This window comes from Tistrella mobilis KA081020-065, from assembly GCF_000264455.2.
GTDB classification, from domain to species: Bacteria; Pseudomonadota; Alphaproteobacteria; order Tistrellales; family Tistrellaceae; genus Tistrella; species Tistrella mobilis.
Map to the genome: position 1 here is coordinate 1082286 of NC_017958.1, position 17601 is coordinate 1099886.

The 17601-nt window shown below is 68.5% G+C and carries 17 protein-coding genes and 1 pseudogene; 7 read left to right on the forward strand and 11 right to left on the reverse strand.

The genetic code is table 11. From position 1 onward, the window contains the following. The first annotated feature begins 337 nt into the window (after positions 1-337). From TMO_RS28280 to TMO_RS32505, 5 genes and pseudogenes are all read left to right on the forward strand, one after another. Positions 338-661 carry a DUF6916 family protein gene (locus tag TMO_RS28280; RefSeq protein ID WP_014748496.1) on the forward strand — a complete coding sequence of 108 codons (324 nt, stop codon included), beginning with the start codon at positions 338-340 and terminating at the stop codon, positions 659-661. 109 nt (positions 662-770) lie between these two features. Further along, on the forward strand, positions 771-1364 hold the full coding sequence (locus tag TMO_RS28285) for a phage tail protein (RefSeq protein WP_041607687.1): 594 nt from the start codon (positions 771-773) through the stop codon (positions 1362-1364). Positions 1365-1464: 100 nt separating this feature from the next. Next, positions 1465-2058, forward strand: a complete 594-nt coding sequence (locus tag TMO_RS28290; RefSeq protein ID WP_014748498.1) for a phage tail protein — start codon at positions 1465-1467, stop codon at positions 2056-2058. A gap of 31 nt (positions 2059-2089) precedes the next feature. Continuing rightward, a complete protein-coding gene (locus TMO_RS28295; protein ID WP_014748499.1) occupies positions 2090-2689 on the forward strand; it encodes a phage tail protein in 600 nt (199 codons plus the stop codon). 208 nt (positions 2690-2897) lie between these two features. Beyond that, positions 2898-3337, forward strand: a pseudogene (locus TMO_RS32505) (phage tail protein). Between the two features lie 946 nt (positions 3338-4283). Here TMO_RS32505 and TMO_RS28305 read toward each other — a convergent pair. The 4 genes from TMO_RS28305 to TMO_RS28320 form a co-directional block, all read right to left on the reverse strand. Then, the gene (locus TMO_RS28305) at positions 4284-6476 is read right to left on the reverse strand and encodes a site-2 protease family protein (protein ID WP_014748501.1); all 2193 of its coding nucleotides are present in this window, start codon (positions 6474-6476) and stop codon (positions 4284-4286) included. 3 nt (positions 6477-6479) lie between these two features. Further along, positions 6480-8045 (reverse strand): efflux RND transporter periplasmic adaptor subunit, encoded by a 1566-nt coding sequence (locus TMO_RS28310; RefSeq protein WP_014748502.1) that lies wholly within the window; start codon positions 8043-8045, stop codon positions 6480-6482. After that, a complete protein-coding gene (locus tag TMO_RS28315; protein WP_145978493.1) occupies positions 8042-9004 on the reverse strand; it encodes an efflux RND transporter periplasmic adaptor subunit in 963 nt (320 codons plus the stop codon). The genes TMO_RS28310 and TMO_RS28315 overlap by 4 nt, the downstream gene beginning before the upstream one ends. 107 nt (positions 9005-9111) lie before the next feature. Further along, positions 9112-10017: a cytochrome c gene (locus TMO_RS28320; protein WP_014748504.1), complete on the reverse strand. Its 906-nt coding sequence runs from the start codon at positions 10015-10017 to the stop codon at positions 9112-9114. A gap of 235 nt (positions 10018-10252) precedes the next feature. Between TMO_RS28320 and TMO_RS28325 the strand changes: the two genes are divergently transcribed. Further along, a complete protein-coding gene (locus tag TMO_RS28325) occupies positions 10253-11206 on the forward strand; it encodes a DMT family transporter (RefSeq protein WP_014748505.1) in 954 nt (317 codons plus the stop codon). Between the two features lie 50 nt (positions 11207-11256). Beyond that, complete coding sequence (locus tag TMO_RS28330; protein ID WP_014748506.1) at positions 11257-12510, forward strand: M20/M25/M40 family metallo-hydrolase; 1254 nt, start codon at positions 11257-11259, stop codon at positions 12508-12510. A gap of 350 nt (positions 12511-12860) precedes the next feature. Here TMO_RS28330 and TMO_RS28335 read toward each other — a convergent pair whose 3' ends face one another. The 7 genes from TMO_RS28335 to TMO_RS28360 all read right to left on the reverse strand — a co-directional run bounded on the left by TMO_RS28335 (position 12861) and on the right by TMO_RS28360 (position 17586). Continuing rightward, positions 12861-13541, reverse strand: coding sequence for a DUF6064 family protein (locus TMO_RS28335; protein WP_014748507.1), 681 nt, complete (start codon positions 13539-13541; stop codon positions 12861-12863). Further along, entirely contained in the window at positions 13541-14512 is a 972-nt protein-coding gene (locus tag TMO_RS28340; RefSeq protein WP_014748508.1) for an aldo/keto reductase, read from the reverse strand. Before TMO_RS28340 ends, TMO_RS28335 begins: the two co-directional genes overlap by 1 nt. A 112-nt stretch (positions 14513-14624) precedes the next feature. Then, positions 14625-15272, reverse strand: a complete 648-nt coding sequence (locus TMO_RS28345) for a trimeric intracellular cation channel family protein (RefSeq protein ID WP_014748509.1) — start codon at positions 15270-15272, stop codon at positions 14625-14627. A gap of 13 nt (positions 15273-15285) precedes the next feature. Next, on the reverse strand, positions 15286-15456 hold the full coding sequence (locus TMO_RS31935; RefSeq protein ID WP_014748510.1) for a hypothetical protein: 171 nt from the start codon (positions 15454-15456) through the stop codon (positions 15286-15288). After that, positions 15446-15898 carry a hypothetical protein gene (locus tag TMO_RS28350; RefSeq protein ID WP_014748511.1) on the reverse strand — a complete coding sequence of 151 codons (453 nt, stop codon included), beginning with the start codon at positions 15896-15898 and terminating at the stop codon, positions 15446-15448. Before TMO_RS28350 ends, TMO_RS31935 begins: the two co-directional genes overlap by 11 nt. Before the next feature lie 81 nt (positions 15899-15979). Beyond that, complete coding sequence (locus TMO_RS28355) at positions 15980-16765, reverse strand: SDR family NAD(P)-dependent oxidoreductase (RefSeq protein WP_014748512.1); 786 nt, start codon at positions 16763-16765, stop codon at positions 15980-15982. A gap of 26 nt (positions 16766-16791) precedes the next feature. Beyond that, the gene (locus tag TMO_RS28360; protein WP_014748513.1) at positions 16792-17586 is read right to left on the reverse strand and encodes an SDR family NAD(P)-dependent oxidoreductase; all 795 of its coding nucleotides are present in this window, start codon (positions 17584-17586) and stop codon (positions 16792-16794) included. Positions 17587-17601: the final 15 nt, after the last annotated feature.

The window sequence follows — 17601 nt, forward strand, 5'->3', positions numbered from 1 at the left end:
CGTACCTTCGTCGGGTTTTCGTTAACCTAGCTGAACCTTACTGACCCGAAAAGCGGCTTTCGGGGCGTGCGCCCGGCGAAGCGGTGCTCCAGAAGATTGATTCGGCGCGTTTTTCAACGATCCCAAGCATTTGAGCTATATCAACGGCCATTAACCTCGCCCTGACATCACGGGCAAGACTCCTGTCGCAAACCGTGCGACATTAATCACGCACGGCAACCGCCAAGCGAAACGGCGGGAATGCGCCGCAGATGCATGCAATCCAGGCTGGTGCGGCCAGGCTGGTGCGGGGCTGCATCCCGCGGGGTCTGCCGCCGGTCAACCATCGGGATGTGGGATGTTCGAGAACTTCACCTTTGAAACCTTCGCGCCGCATGTCGGCACCGAATTCCATGTGCGCCTGCCCCAGGGCAATCTGCCGCTGACCCTGGTTTCCGCCCAGCCCGGTATCCAGGCCATGTTGACCGGCCAGCGCCGCCTGGGCTTCAGCCTGATCTTCCGCGGCCCCCCCCAGATCTATCTGCCGGCCAACAGCTACGACATCGCCCATCCCCGGCTGGGGCTGCTGAAGATGATGTTCATCTGCCCGGTGATCGCGCCGGTCGATCCGTCGACCGGGCGGCCGGCGCCCGGCAATCACTACGAAGCGATTTTCAACTGAAGCCTGCATGTGCCACCGGCTGCGGCCCGGCCGGGCGACCGGATCGCCACGTCGCGACGACAGCCATGTCGACAATCAAGACGGAACAGGACGAGGACGGAGACCGGATATGGATGCACCCTTCATCGCCAGCATCGTGACCTGGATGCCGGATTTCGCCCCCAAGGGCTGGGCTTTCTGCCAGGGGCAGATCCTGTCGATCGCCCAGAACCAGGCGGTATTCGCGCTGATCGGCACCACCTATGGCGGCAACGGCACCACCACTTTCGCCCTGCCCGACCTGCGCAGCCGGATCCCGATCGGCGCGGGCAACGGGCCCGGCCTGTCGCCGGTCCGGCTGGGCGAAGCGGCCGGCGCCGAAACCCAGACCATGACCGATCAGACCCTGCCGGCCCATACCCATTTCGCCCTGCCCCAGCTGCACCCGGTGCTGCCGCTGTCGACCGCCCCGGCCACGGCGCCCGATCCGGCCACCGGCGTGCTCGCCACCGGATCGGTCCGCATCGGCAGCGGCCCCACAGCCCAGACCTTCCCGGTGTCGAATTTCACCACCGCCCAGGCCAATGCCGTGCTGCCGGTCACCATACCGGAGGATCTGACCGCCACCCCCACCGGCAACTCCCAACCCTTTTCGATCATGCAGCCCTATACGGCGCTCAACTTCATCTTTGCGATGCAGGGCATCTTTCCGCCGCGCAGCTGACCGGTTTCCGCCGCGCAGCCGGGCCGGCACCACCCCGGTCGCCATCCACGGGCCAGGTCGCCATCCACATGGTCTCCATCATCCATAAGGTTTCGGAAAGATGACCCCCTATATCGGACTCTGCATGCATTGGGCGCCGGATTTCGCCCCCCGCAACTGGGCCTATTGCGCCAATCAGCTGATCGCGATCAGCCAGAACACCGCACTGTTTTCGCTGATCGGCACCACCTATGGCGGTAACGGCATCCAGACCTTCGCCCTGCCCGATCTGCGCGGCCGCGCCGGCCTGGCCGCCGGCCGCTCGACCACCGGCACCACCTATGTCGAAGGCGAAATCGCCGGCACCGACCAGACCACTTTGCTGACCCCCAATATGCCGGCCCATACCCATGCGGTCAGCCCGGTCACCGGCACCCTGCCGGCCACCGCCACCCAGGCCGATACCAACGGGCCGGCCACCGGGCTCGCCTTCGGCATGGCGCACACCACCTTCGACGATAACGGCACCGAAGTATCTGTCCCGGTCAACGCCTATGCAGCCGGCCCGGCCGATGTCACCTCGGCGACGGGGGCGTCCGGCGGCACGGTCACCTTCGGGGTGACCGGCCATACGGCCCAGACCCCGATCACCCAGCCCTATCTGGGCCTGAACATCATCATCGCCATGTACGGCATCTTCCCGCCGCGCAGCTGACCGGCCCCGACCCGAAAACAGGAGAGAACCGATGGACGGAGTTTATCTGGGGGCCGTGTTCCTCTGGGCGCCGAGCTTTGCACCGCGCGGCTATGCCTTCTGCAACGGCCAATTGCTGTCGATCGCGCAGAACGACGCCCTGTTCGCCCTGATCGGCACCACCTTCGGCGGCGACGGCCAGACCACCTTTGCCCTGCCCAACCTGATCGGCCGCACCCCCCTGGGCGCGGGCCAGGGGCCCGGCCTGTCGAACTATGCCCTGGGCCAGACCGGCGGCAGCGAGACCGTCACGCTGACCGGCAATAATCTGGCCCATCACACCCACACGGTTTCGGCAGATCTACAGGCCGCGATTCCGATCACCAGCACCGATGCAACCGAGGCCGAGCCTGCCCCCAACGTCATCCTGGGAACCGGGAATTTCGTGCAGACCAATGCGCCCGGCTCCCCCACCCGGCCCGCCAATCTGTTCGTCGCCAAGCAGGACCCGGAAGCGACCCTGCCGGTGCAGATGAACGGCCAGGTCGCCGTCGGCTCGTCGGGCATGAACGTCCCGGTCCAGATCATGCAGCCCTTCGCGGTGCTGCAATACATCACCCCGCTCTACGGCATTTATCCGCCGCGGGGCTGACCGGGCGCCACACCGTCGACGACGCATCAGGGGGCACGCGGAGACGATCCACGTGCCTCTTTTTTTGTCCGTCGCGTGGCCATATGGCCATATTTTCGGCCGCGATCTATGTCCATTATGAACCGTATAGTGACTGGCAAGGGTGATATGGGGTGATGCATGGCTCCCCCATTCCCCGCTCCCCACCCGTTAAGGAGGCGCCAGTTCAATGCCCCTGCCCCTTGGAAGCATCCTCGCCTATGCCGGCACTGCCCTGCCGGATGGCTGGGCTTTTGCCCATGGCCAGATTCTGGCCATCACCGATCATCCCGATCTGTCGCGGTGATCGGCACAACCTATGGCGGTGATGGTGTCGAAACCTTCGCATTGCCCGATCTGCGTGGCCGGCGCTGGACCGGCGCCGATGCCGCGACCCACCCGGTCGGCGGCGCTCTGGGCCGATGCCGCCCTGGCCGACACCGCCCTGGCCAATGCCGACATCACCGGCACGGCCCATGCCGGCCTTTCGGGTTCTGCCGTGCCGATGGCCGTTTCCTGGCCCCGGCGATCGAGGGTGGGCTGGCGGTTCTGCCGGCCGGTGGCGGGGTGCCGGTGCCGCTGGGCGCGCCCTGGCTGGCGGCCACCGCGATCATCCGCGCCACCCTCTGACCGGCAACCCCAACGTCCCCCCCCCCCCGCCAGGCCATGCCCCGCCCGACGAGAACATAACGGTTTCGTCTTGCGCCGCAAAACCATCGGAACAAGGCGCGTACAGGCACAGAATCATACACGTTTTCGGCGTGTTTTCGGGGCAATCGGCATCGGAGCGGGGGCAAGTATCGAACATTTTATTTAAATTTCCTTAAAGCGCCGGGCATCCCGTGTGTCAGACCTCACATGAAGCTGCACAATTCACAAGAACAAGAAACATGTCGTCGCACCATGCTGCATTGCAACATTTCCAAAAGGTAAACGCCCGCACCGCAACCGGCCGGATGCTGAGTGACATATCATCGCACTGTGATCGACAGCCGCAGACTGCAAGCTCCTGGGAGGCTTGATTTTCCTGTTATATTCCTAATATGTTCTTATTTTGGTTGTAATTACTCTCCTTTAGGTTGTAGTCGATTCGTATAAAGCAGGAACATATCCGGAAAATAACGGCGTCATATCATGGTTAACGCCGCAGCCGCATGCGGTGATCAGACCGGCGCAGAATGCCGGGGCGATCGACCGGCCAGGGCCGGACGGGCCCGGCTTCCGGTGAATGCGGTGCAATATTCGCCCATCCCGCCACACCTCCCCGCCCCACCCTTTCGGTCAGGGCTCGCCGGGGTTCTCCCGCCCGGATCGCCATGCCCCACCCTGGGCGCGAACATCATCACCCACACCATCGAAACGCGATGGACATCTCCGGGCAGGCACCCTATAGTCAGGGTCGCAGCCTGGTCGTGCGATGGCGCGGGGGGATGTATGGGACGGAGGGCATGACGCGATGCCGCCGGCCCCACCGTACAGGTTTACCCGAACTTGTGTGGTGTAGATGCGACACCGACTTGAGCGCGGCGGACATGCGTCCTGCCGCGCTTTTTTCGTCGCCCCTCGGATGTGCTGATCAGAAGCCGCTTTCGCGGATGGCGACGGCGATCACCCGGCGCCACAGGCTGGCGGCGAAGCTTTCCGCCGGTGCGTCGATCCGCACCATGCCCCGCAGGGCCAGGGTCTGGCCTGCGGGCAGCCCGGCGCCGGCATCGGGTTCCAGCCACACCCGATAGACCGCGCCGCGCGGCACGGGGCGGCGTTCATGGTCCAGCTCGGTTGCGATCGGCCCGCCATTCTGGCTGGCCAGGGCCGGCTGATCCAGGGCATCCACCGCCGTCTCGGACACGGCGGTCACCACCACCGGCAGCGGGTCGCGCGCGGGGTCGTCGGTCACGAAGCGGCCGCGGGCGCCGACCTGCAGCCGCGGCAGATCCTCGCCCGACACATAGGCCTCGATCCGCCCGCCCTCGGCGGCGACCACCAGCCCCAGCACCCGGGCGGGGGACACCCACAATCCCGGCATCAGATCGGCCGGCGGGTCGCGGAAGATGCCGTCCTGCGGCGCGCGCACCACCAGCCGGGCGCGCTCTGCCACCAGCCCGTCCAGCTCCGCCAGCCGGGCGGCCAGCCGCCCTTCCAGCACGCCCACCTCGGCGGCGGTGGCGGCGCTGGCGGCCTGGCGCTGGATCAGCCTCTGGGTCACGTCCAGCTCCAGGCGGATCATCTCGATCTTCCGGTCCAGATCGGGGTTGTCGAGCACCACCACCGGCTGGCCGGCGGTAACGCGCGCACCCGCCGCCACAGGCACCTCCACCACCCGTGCCGGCGCCGGCGGATGCAGCCGCGGGCTGGCCGATGCCTCCAGCATCGCCGGCAGGCCGATATTGCCCTGCCAGGGCACGAAGGCGAGCCCGATCAGCAGCGCCAGCACCGCCAGGCTGCGGGCCATGGCCCGGTTCATCCGCATCTCGTCCCTCGCCTTCCACCATTCGCCGATTTCGCGCAGCGCCGGCATCGCCAGGAACCAGCACACCTCCACCGCCGCCAGCATGATGCCCAGCACCTTGAAGAAGGCGTGATAGACCAGCACGGCGATGCCCAGGAACAGGAAGAACCGCCAGATCCAGGCGCCATAGGCATAAAGCAGCACGGCGTGGCGGGTGCGCGGCGGCAGCACTTCCGGCGGCTCGCGCCCCAGGCCGAACAGGGTTTCGCGCAGATGCCAGCGGGCCAGCGCGAAGCCGCGGCCCTGCAGGTTGCGCACGCCGATCAGATCCGACAGCAGGTAATAGCCGTCGAAGCGCATCAGCGGGTTCAGATTGACCAGCAGGGTCATGAACCACGACACCGCCGCCAGAAAGAACACGGCGGATCGCGCGGGCCCGTCGGGCATCAGCGTCCACAGAATGGTGGCGATGGCGGCGATGCCCAGCTCCACCGCCATGCCCGCCGCCCCGATGATCAGTCGCCGGTGGCGTTCCGGCAGCCGCCAGGCATCGCTGACATCGGTATAAAGCACCGGCATCATCACCAGCAGGGCGACCCCCATGGAATGCACCCGGCAGCCGAAGCGCTTGGCGGCCAGGGCATGGCCCATCTCGTGCAGCACCTTGGCGATGATCAGCGCAATACCGAACCAGACCGCCCCTTCAAGGGTCAGGAAGCTGGTGAAGGTGTGCAGGAACACATCCCATTGCCGCCCGACCAGATAAAGCGCGATGGCGACCAGGGTGAGCAGGGTAAGCCCCGCCCCTTTGGAGAACATCATCCGGCCGAGCGGCGTCAGCCCGTCCAGCCACATATCGGGGCGGACCAGCGGCACGCGCACGAACAGATAATTGTGCAGCATCCAGGAAAAGGCGCTGCGCTTCGCGGCCTTGCGCTGGCGGGCATAGCTGCCGGTCATCCCCGGCTCGTCGCCCGCGACCAGATTGTTGGCGATCAGGAAACGGGCCAGCTCGTCCACATCGCTCAGCTCCAGCGGCAGGCGAGAGGCGGCCATGGCCCGGGCCAGAACCCTGTCGGGCATGCCCTGATCCCAGGCGCCCAGCAGCGCCACCGCCTGGGGCGACAGGCTGTAATAGCGCCCGCGCGCCGGATCCAGAATCGTCCAGCTGGGGCTGCCGTCCAGATCGGTGGGGCCCGGCAGCAGCTTCAGATCCTCGCGCAGCCGCGGCACCGGTTTGGCCTGCTGCTGGCCACCCGCGCCGCCCCCGAACGAGATGGTCGGCCCCCCCGGCGCGCTGCCCTGCACGGATGCGACCATGGCCTAGAACCCGGTATGCTGGCGCAGCGCCGCCAGCGGCCTGCGGAACAGATAGAAGGCCAGCGGCACATCCGCGCCATAGACCTTGGCGGTGCCGCGCAGCCCCACGCGGGGCAGGGCCTCGCCGGCGTCCTGGTCCAGCCGGGCCTTCAGCTCATAGGCCAGAATGCCCCCCGGGGTCTGTTCCGCCGTATAGCTCATGCTGGTCATCCGCCCGGCCACCGGCTCCAGCGGCCGGGCATCCAGGAACAGCTGCACCGGCGCGCCCGGCTCCAGCCGGATCGCCTCGCCCACCGGCAGTTCCACGCGGATCTCGGCCCGGGCCGGATCGGCGATGGTCATGATCCGCTGGCCGGTCTGCACCGGCCGGCCGATCCAGTCGTCGGCGCGGGTGAAGAGCACGATGCCCGGGCGTTCGGCACGGACCTCCACCCGGGCCAGGCGCTGTTCGGCATACTCCAGCTCCGCCTGGCGCAGCCGGGCGCGGGCTTCCAGCAGGGCGATCTGCGCGCCGGCATCGCGGTCGTCAAAGGCGCCCTGGCGCGCGCGGCGCAGTTCGGCCTCGGCGATTTCCAGCGTGCGGCGGGCCACTGCCACCTCGGCCTGAAGATTGGTCGGGTCCAGCCGCAGCAGCAGATCGCCGGCGTCGACCCGCTGGTTGGGCTGCACCTCGATCGCCTGCACCACCCCGTCCAGCGGCGAGGCGACGGTCGCCGGGTCGCTGGCCGACACCTCGGCCGGCGCCAGCACGCTCTGCGGCACCGGAATGAAACCGGCGGCAACGGCAGCCGCCACCAGCCCCAGCACCAGCCAGCGCGGCCTGGGCAGCCGCCGCCGGCCGGCACCACGGCCGGCCAGCGCCAGCCAGGCATGGGCATAGGCATCGGCCAGCTGGGCGGCCAGAACCTGATCGGCGGGGGCGAAACCGGTATCGCGGGCCAGCCACAGCCAGCCGCGCACATGGCCCTCGCGATCGGTCAGCGGGCAGAGCAGCGCATGGGGGGCGGCCAGCTCCGGCCAGGCCTCGGCCAGTTCCTGTGGCAGATCGGCGGGCGTCACCAGCCGCGGCTTCAGCAGCTCGGCCTCGGGCGCCGGCGCCGGCGTGGCGCCGGCCAGGGGTTGTGGCGCCGGTACAGGCGCAGGCGCCGCCTTCAGCGCCTTCATCTGGTCGCGATGGGCGGCGGCCAGATGGCCCAGCACCCGTTCCAGCCAGGTGACATAGGGCGCCGTGCGCTCCACCCCCGGCACGTCCGACAGGGCGACGGGTTTCGGGCGGATCGCGCCCTCGGCCAGCGCCGCCTGGCGATAGGGCAGCAGACGGCGGGTTTCGTTGACGATCACATAGCGCAGGCTTTGCACATCCGGCGCGCGCCGGGCGGCACGTTCCAGCGACAGCATGATCGAGAACAGGATCGCCGACCGGCCGCGCGCCGGATCGGCTGCCGCTCCCCCGGCTGCCGCTCCCCCGGCTGCCGCTCCCCCGGCTGCAGGTGCACCCGGCTTCGCCGCCGCGGCGGCCAGCTTCTGCAGATCGATCTTGGGCGGCTGCGGCCGGGGATCGGCGTTCATTTCGGCGTCCCTTGCGGTTTGGCCCCTTGCGGTTTGGCCTGCGGCACGGGCTCGCCTTCGGCGGGGCCGGCAGGCCGTGCCGCAGGGTCGAAGCGCGCCGTGCCGCTCATGCCCGGCAGCAGATCGGTCGGTTTCCCCTCGATCGCCGCCAGCACCGGCACGGTCTGCGACACCTGATCGACCCGGGCACCGATGGCAGTGACCTGCGCCTTGACCGTGCCGCCGGTCTCGTCGACCGCGAAATCGAACGGCTGGCCGGGCACCAGCCAGGCCAGCCAGGTGGAGGGCACGATCAGCCGGATGCGCGGCAGCCCGTCCGAGACGATCGCCAGCAAATCGTCACCGGCGGCGACGCCTTCGGCCGGCTGTGCCAGGCGGCGCACCACCCGGCCGGCATAGGGTGCCTCGATCCGGCAGCGCTCCACCGTGGCGGAACTCAGCCGGATGGCGGCCGAGGCCTCGGCCAGCTTCGCCTCGGCCAGCTGCACGTCCAGCACGCCGATCGACTGAAGCTTCGCCAGGCTGCGGGCATTGTCGAGTGCGGCCTTGGCCCCGGCCGCCTGGGCGCGCGCCTGGGCCAGCTGGGCCTCGTAGAGCGTGCAGTCGAACCGCACCAGCAGGGCGCCCTTGGCAAAGTCCGCGCCTTCGGTCACCGGCAGATCGACGATCCGGCCGGCGATCTCGGCCGAAATCACCGCCTCCGCCGCCGGCTCCAGCACGCCGCGCGCGGCCTCGGGCGACGGCGCATCGGGACCCGTCTTCACCGGCCCCGGCACGGGCGCGGCCGACAGGATCGGCGGCAACTGGCGGGGCGCTGCGGTGGCATCGGCTCCCCCACCTGACGACAGGGGCGGCAGCCCGGTCTGTGCCGCCGCAAGGGTGGCCATCGTCACCAGAGCCGCCGCCATGGCGGCTCCGGTCACCACCCGACGGGCCCGCATCGCGTTCCGAAGCTGCATTCCCTCAACCGCCCCTGACTGTTATTCCGGCGCCGTCCCTGTCGCCCGCACGCCGGGTCAGCCTACGCCTGTTGGCGCAGGCGCGCCACGCCCCTCGGCCGCCATGGTCACTTCGCGGGCCCGGCCTTGCGGCCGGCCATATGGGTCAGATAGGCCACGATATGGTCGATATCGGCATCGCTCAGCTCGTCGGCAGAGAAGGCCGGCATCACCGATCCGGGCCAGCTGCGCACCGATTTCGTGTTGCGGATCAGCTGCTTCAGTGCCGCCGGCTGGAAGTACTCCGTGGGGTTCATCGGCAGGTTCAGATCCGGCCCCAGCTCGGCCGGCCCGGCACCGTTGATCTTGTGGCAGGCGGCGCACTGCACCGCGAAGACCTGCTCGCCCTTCCGCTCCGGCGCATCGGCCGGCAGCGTCTCCGCCACCCGCATCGGCGGGAAACGGTCCAGCAGCGGCACGGTGGCGGTGAAGCTCGCCACCTGATAGGGCCATTGCTCCTGAGTCACCCCGCTCGCCGCGGCATTGGTCCACACCACGTAGAACGGGCCCGGATCGGCATCCTTGTCGGGCAGGGTCGGCCAACCACCATCAGCGGTGGCGCCATCAGCCGTAGATAGCGCCAGCCAGGCCCGGGCGCGGTCGGGGCGGGTTTCCAGCACCAGGGCCGCCGGCAGCTGGGCGACGAACCCATCCAGCGCCGCCACCTCCAGATGGTCGTCGGCCGCCAGGCCGTGATCGGCCAGGATCGGCGCCAGCGGTACCGCCTTGTAGCGCATGGGCCGGTGATACGAGACATCGTCCGGCACATCGATCACGGTCAGGTCGGGCCGCTTCAGCAGGGCCTCGCGATCCAGCGAAAACACCCGGCCCTCGATCGCGAAGCTCACCGCCGGCACCTCGGCGGCGTTCAGCCCGGCTGCCATCGGCGGCAGGCTCACCAGAGCCAGCGCCACGGCGATCGCCGCGACACCCGCCCGCACGCGTCTCGTCACATGTGCCATCACATCACCCATCACATCCCCTTTCCGGCCGTCGTCATCCCGTGCGACCGGTTGGGATGCAGTATGCACCAGTCCGGCTTTGTCGGCGCGTGGATTGAAGATCCTGCGTAAACGTCGGTGGATGCCGGTCCGGTGCCGGATCATGGACCCTTGCGGACGAAGCGCTGTACCTGGCCGCCGATCCCCGGCAAGCTTGGCGGACCATCTTTCTCCGCGCTGCGGACCCTGCGCCAGATCGGTTCCAACCATGACCACCACCCCCAACCCGCCCGCCGGCCCGGAGCCGGTCGGAACGCAGTCGCTCGCGGCCTCCAACCCGTCGCTCGCCCCCAACCCGTCGCTCGACCGCCTGAAGGGCATCGGCCTGATGATCGTGGCGGTGGGCCAGTTCGTGGCCATGGACACCATCGCCAAGCTGCTCTCGGAAACCCAGCCGGTGCCGCAGCTGGTCTGGGCGCGCTATGGCTTCCATCTGCTGTGGATGCTGCCGCTGATCCCGGTTTTCGGGCTCCGGCGGATGATCTCCACCCGTGTGCCCGGCCGTCAGCTCGCCCGCTCGGCCCTGCTGATCTCGTCGACCGTCTTCGCCTATTTGGCCGTGCACCGCCTGCCGCTCACCCAGCTCTATGCAGTAAATTTCACGGCGCCGCTGATGGTGACCCTGATGTCGGGTCCGCTCCTCGGCGAAGCGATCGGCCCGAAGCGCTGGGCGGCGGTGCTGCTCGGCCTCGGCGGCGCGCTCATCGCCGTGCGCCCCGATCCGGGCAATCTCGATCCCGGCATTCTCTATGCCTTCGCCATGGCGCTCAGCTTCGCGGTCTATCAGATCATCACCCGCCAGATCTCGCCCTATGACGGGCCGCTGGTCGGGCTGTTCTATGCCGCCCTGTTCGGCTTCACGCTCACCTCGATCGCGGTGCCGTTCTACTGGGCGCCGGTCGATGCCCGAACCTGGGTGATGATGGCGCTGCTCGGCCTGTTCGGCGCGCTCGGGCATCTTGCGCTGATCTCGGCGCTCCGCCTCGCTCCTGCCTCGCTGATCTCGCCCTTCAGCTATACCCAGCTGATCTGGGCGACCGCGGTCGGCTTCGTGATCTTCGGCCATCTGCCCGATCAGTGGACGCTGACCGGGGCCGCCATCGTGGTCGCGGCCGGGCTCTATCTCGCTTTCGGGGAACGGCTGCGCTTCCGTCGGCGTTGAAGAGGCAGCCCCGCCCGGGGGAGATGCCCATCTTCGAGGAGCCGCCAGCCGTGAGCGTGCCAGCCAGTCCCCGCACCGATACCGCCCGCCTCGCCGGGATCGTCGACCGCAACCACGAGACCGCGGTCGACTTCCTCTCCGAACTGGTGCGCACGCCCTCCGACGCGCCGCCCGGCGACTGCACCGCCATCGCCGAGGTCACCGCCGGCTGGCTGGAGACGCTGGGCTTCGAGGTGGAACGTCTGCACGTGCCCGAGGCAGCCTTCGGGGCAGCCGGTGTCGCCGCCGCCCCCAACCTGATCGTGCGCGAGGAATTCGGCCCCGGCCCGACCGTCGCACTCGCCGCCCATGGCGACGTACCGCCACCGGGCCATGGCTGGTCGATCGAACCCTATGCCGCCGTGGTCCGCGACGGGCGGATGTATGGCCGCGGCGCCGCGGTCGCCAAATCCGACATCGTCGCCTATGCGCTGGCGCTCCGGGCGATCAGACAGGCCGGCCTCAGCCTCGGCGGCACGATCGAGCTGCATGTCACCTGGGACGAGGAAAGCGGCGGCGAGGTCGGGCCGCCGCTGATCCTGGAGCGGCGGAAAACCCGGCCCGATTTCGCGATCTGCTCGGGCGGCTCCTACGCCGTCGGCACCCGGCAGAACGGCTGTCTGCATCTGGAGGTGACGGTAGAGGGCCGCTCCGCCCATGCCGCCCGGCCCGAGAGCGGCGCAGATGCGATCGAGGCGGCGCTGCGGATCATGCAGGCGGTCTACGAGCTGCGCGACCGGCTCGCCGCCGACGGCCGTCCGCCACTGGTGATCGGCAGCCTTGCCGCCGGCACCAACCCCAACATGGTCGCCGACCGCGCCCGCTTCGTGATCGATCGCCGTATCACCCCCGATGAAGATCCCGAAGCGGTGGAGACCGAGCTGATCCGCCTGGTCGAACGGACCGGCGCCGGGGCCGGTGCGCTCAAGACCCACTGCACGCGCCTGCTGCTCGCCCGCCCCCTCACCCCCGTGGGCGAGGTCGCCCGCCTGTCGCAGGCGATCCGCCACGCCGCCGCTCAGGAGCTGGGGGAAGAGATCGGCGAGGCCACCTCCCCGCTCTATTCCGATGCCCGCCACTACGCCGCGGCCGGCATCCCCACCATCACCTATGGCGCCGGCCCCCGCGATCCCGAGGACGCCCACGGCCACCGCGCCGATGAACGCATCACCCTCGACGATCTCCGCCGCGCCACCCGCATCATCGCCGCCGCCCTGGTGGAGCTGCTGCCGGCGGGGGCGAGAAATGCGGGAAGGAAGAGCTGATCCGCCTTGAAACCGACCAATCTGGCATCACCCGATCGGGTATTGGGTGACGTCCCATAGGCCTCAAAGAGAGGCATGCCGAAGAAGTGCCGTTGTGCATCGGCAATCTGGCAGATCAGTGGCCATATCCGGCGATCTTCGACAGCAACCCCGGCCAGAACTTCATAAGGGGAGTACCGCCGATCCTGCTCCGATTCATCGACAAATAATGCCCAGCTCACCTGCGGAGCCCCCGTCATCAGCCTCCTGGGAGCATGCTCCGATGCCATGCCCCCATCATCGATCTGACATGCAATATTACATAACCCCAGGTAGATTTTTCAGAAAAATATATCGATCAGATTTGCGGGCTAATCGACCTTCTCCCGCGGCAACAGCGTCGCCGCCACCGCCGCCGCGGCGAGGGCCGGCAGGATCCAGGCGTCGGGCCAGTCCATGGCGATCTGGGTGAGGGTCGAGAGCAGGCACCAGAGCAGCGGCACCGGCAGGAGCAGCAGGCGCAGGCGGAGCGGTTTCAGGGCAAGCAGGCCCAGGGTGAAGAGCGCGGTGGCATCCGGGGTCACCCCCACCAGTTCGGCCGAGAGCCAGGGTCGGCCCGAAAGCGGAGCGGCGAGCGGCAGCAGGATCACGGCCGCGGCCATGACCAGCAGGCCGGCATCGCGGGCGGCGGGCGGGACGCGGACATCCGGGGGCTGTTCCGGCTCGGCGAAGGCCGTCGCCAGCAGCAGCACGCCCTGCAGCATGAAGCCGGCAGCCGGCCAGACCGCCGCCCAGTTGATCTCGCCATAGCGCTGATAAAGGAAATCGGTGCCGATCCACACCCAGACCACCGCCAGGATCGGCAAGGCGATGCGCATCATCCGCGGCTCCACCCCGCCGCGGCGCAGGATCAGCCAGGGGATCACCAGCATGGCGATCACCACCGGGATCTGCAGCGGCCAGATCGCCTCGTGATAGCGGATGAACAGGCGCTGATAGGTCTCAGGCGCAAACAGCAGGAAGTCGTTCAGGGTATAGTCGGTCCAGGGCATCAGACTGCCGCCTCGACATCCGCGGCGATCCGCTCCCGCAAGGCGCGGTCCGGCAGCGGGCCCGATGCCGCCGCCAGATTTTCGCGGACATGGTCGACGCGGGTCGTGGCCGGAATGACGCAGGTTACCGCCGGATGTGCCAGGATGAATTTGAGCAGCGCCTGCGCCCAGCTCGACACCTCCAGCTCCCGCGACCAGCCGGGCAGCGGCACCCCCGCCAGCCGCCGGGTCAGCGCGCCCTGACGGAAGGGCCGGTTCACGATCACCGCCTGGCCGTGATCGGCCGCGAGCGGCAGGATTCGCGCCTCGACCTCGCGATCGAGCGGGTTGTAGGTGACCTGCACGCTGTCCAGCGGCTGCGTCGCCATCACCTGCTCGAAGCTGTCGTGGCGCCGGCCTTCCGAGGTGGTGATGCCGACATGGCCCAGGCGGCCTTCGGCCTTCATCGCGAACAGCGTCTCCAGATGATCCTGCCAGGCGAGGAGGTTGTGGACCTGCATCAGGTTGAACCGTTTCACGCCCCAGAACTCGCGCGTTTCCTCGATCTGCTCCGGTCCGTCTTCGCCCGACGAGGTCCAGACCTTCTCGGCAGAGAACACGCGGTCGCGGGCATCCAGCGCCGCGAGCCCCTGGCCGACCACCATCTGCGACGACCCGTACATGGGCGAGCTGTCGATCACCCGGCCGCCGGCCTCGAAAAAGGCACGCATCACCTCGGTGCAGCCGGCGATGGCTTGCGCGTCGCGGCCGACATTGAAGGTGATCCACGTGCCGAGCCCCACCGCGGGCAGCAGAACGCCACTCGAGGGAATCGGCCGGTGGAGCGGACCGTCGGCTGCCGTCGCCGCCCCGGCAGCAGCGGCCGCAACCGGCCGCAGAGCAAACGCTGCCGCCCCGGCGGCCAGGCCGCCCAGGACGTCGCGACGCGTGGGCCGGAGGATGAGTCGGCCGGTGAAAGGCATCTCCGTCATCGGGGTGGGTCTCCGGTGACCGGGCTGGAATGAGGCGCAGGCCCGTTCATACGGATCTGTGTCGCAAATCCGATATGGCAACCCCATTGTGCCGTCCTGTCGGGGCCGGTCGTCAGCTCCGGTCCTCCCGATCCGGCAGGCGGGGGACGGGCAGCTGCCAGCCATGCCGGATCGCCATGACCCGCAATCCGAAACAGAGCGCCGCCCCGGCCAGCATCGAGGGGGCGGCCGGCAGGTCGAGGGCATGGGCGGTGACCACCACCCCGGCACCGGCGAGCGCCGCGACCGCGTAGAGATCCGCCTTCAGCACCGCCGGCACCTGGGCGACCAGAACGTCGCGCAGAATGCCGCCGCCGATACCCGTCAGCATGCCGAGCAGCGCCGCCATCGCCGGCTCCAGCCCGGCCCCCAGCGCCTTCTGCGCGCCCGAGACCGCGAACAGCGCAAGCCCTGCCGCATCGCTCACCTGCACCGGGTTGCGGAAGCGTTCGATCAGCGCATGACGATAGAAGGCGAACAGCCCCGCCAGGCAGGCGGTGAGCACATAGCGCGGCTGGCTGATCGCCGCCGGCGGCACCGCGCCGATCAGCAGATCGCGCAGGATCGCCCCCCGCGCTCGCGGCCGCAAAAGCAGCACCAGCACGCCGAAGAGATCCAGCCCCCGGCGCACCGCGACCACCGCCCCCGACAGGGCGAAGACGAAGGTGCCGATCAGATCGAGTGCCGCCAGCACCGTGCCGGCGGTCAGGATGCCATCCACGACCCGCCCCGGCTCAGGCCCGGCCGGTCGCGCGCAGCATCAGCCGCCAGGGCCAGCTGAGCGCATTGATCACGCCGTCTTCTCCCCCTTTGGCGGCCAGGCTGCGGCGGGTCTGCTCCGCCATCCAGAAGATGACCGGCGCCCCCGATACGACAAGCAGGAAGCTGATCAGGTCAGGCTGCATGACGGTCCTCCCCGCTTTCCGAGACAGCGATCCTCATGTCCACGATATATGCCGTGAGCACGACCAAAACAATCATGACCATGCCCAGCCGCCAGACCGCGAAGCTCACCTGTCCACCGGAGACGGCCAGAACGCTGAAAAAGATCCACAGCAGTGTCGTGAACAGCACCAGCACCGCAAAGGACAGCATCACCCCGTGCGTCGGCCATCTCTTCTGGCGCATGAAGTTCAGAAACGAGGCGAGCGCCACTGATATGCCAACGAGCGAAAAATGCCCCAGCCAGTTCTGATCAAGGAACGGCAAGGCCCCGATTGCCACCACAAGGTTTAATTCCACCAGGGCAGCAATCAACGCGTGTCCCAGGACAGGGATCAGGCCGAAGATGATCCCAACGAAAAAGATCGTCCGCTGTTCTTTCTTCGCCCGCCGCAGGTTGGACATCGTGGCTCTCGGGAGATGTCTGTTTCCCGGATACTGGATGCCCCGCCGCAGAAACTCAACAGATTATAATGCGCCCCGTACTCAATCCCTGATCCCCACCGCCTGAAACCCGCCATCGGCGGCGATGATCTGGCCGGTGACATAGCCTGCGGCATCGCCGGCCAGGAAGCGGATCACGCTGGCCATCTCTTCGGGCGTGCCATAGCGGCCGAGCGCCACGCGCTCTTCCCACGAGGCGCGGACCTCGGGGCGGTGGACGGCGCGGGTCAGCGGCGTGTCGATCGGGCCCGGCGCGACGCAGTTGACCCGGATGCCGTGGGGGCCCAGTTCCAGCGCCATCACCTGGGTCAGCAGATGGACGGCACCCTTCGATGCGCCATAGGCGGCCCGGCCGCGATTGCCACGCAGCCCCGAGACCGAGCCGATATTGACGATCGACCCGGGCCGGCCGGCCGCGATCAGGCCGCGGGCGACGATCTGGCCCAGCATCATCGTACCACGCAGATTGATGCCGATGATCCGGTCGAGCAGCGCCGGATCGGTGTCGAGGAACGGCACGTCGACGCCGATCCCGGCACTGTTGACCAGCACCCGGACCAGGCCGTGATCGCGGGCGATCGCGGCCATGGCTGCCGCCACCGCCTCGGGCTCGGCGACGTCGAAAGCGGCGGGGGCTGCACGCAGCCCCTGCCCTGTCAGATCCGCCGCCACCCGGGCGGCACCCTCGGCATCGCGGTCGGCCGCCACGACCATGGCGCCCGCCTCGGCCAGGGACCGGGCAGCCGCGAGGCCGATCCCGCTTGCCGCCCCGGTCACGACAGCGACGCGGCCATCCTGCAAGCCATGCTCATCGCGTTCTCCGGTCATGATCGTCTCCTTGTCCGGGATCGCCGTCAGGCCGCGCGGCAGGACAGCCCGCCATCGACCGGCAGGCAGTGGCCGGTGATGTAGCCGGCATCGTCGGAGGCCAGGAAGACCGCCGCCTTGGCGATGTCCCAGCCATCGCCCATCCGCCCGGTCGGGCAGGCGGCGTGGCGCTTCGCGATCATGTCCTCGGCATCGGCATACTGGCCGACGATCTGGGTGCGGATCAGCGGCGTATCCATCATGCCGGGCATGATGGCATTACAGCGGATGCCCTGCTTCGCATATTCGAGCGCGATGGCGACGGTCATCTGATTGACCGCCGCCTTGGCCGCGTAATAGGCGAGATAGGGATAGTTGGTCCAGCGGATCGCCGCCAGCGACGACACGTTGACGATGGCGCCGCCGCCGCCCTTCAGCATTTCCGGGATGGCATGCTTGCAGGCCAGGAAGACGGAAGTGGCGTTCACGTCGATCGCCCGCCGCCAGCGCGCCTCGTCCAGCTCCACCGGCCCGCCCATCTCGGTGATGCCGACATTGTTGTGCAGCACGTCGAGCCGGCCGAAGGTCTCGACCGTCTTCGCCACCGCCGCCGCGATCTCGGCCGAAGAGGTGACGTCGGCCGTAACCGCGATCGCCTCGAAGCCTTCATCGCGGATGATGCCGGCGGTCTCTTCCGCCGCTTCGGCGACGCGATCGACGCAGACCACCCGCGCGCCCTCGCGGGCGAAAAGCACGGCGGTGGCCTTGCCGTTACCCCAGCCCGGGCCGCTCGATCCGGCACCGAAGACGAGGGCGGTCTTGTTCTCCAGACGCTTGGTCATCGGAAAGCTCCAGTT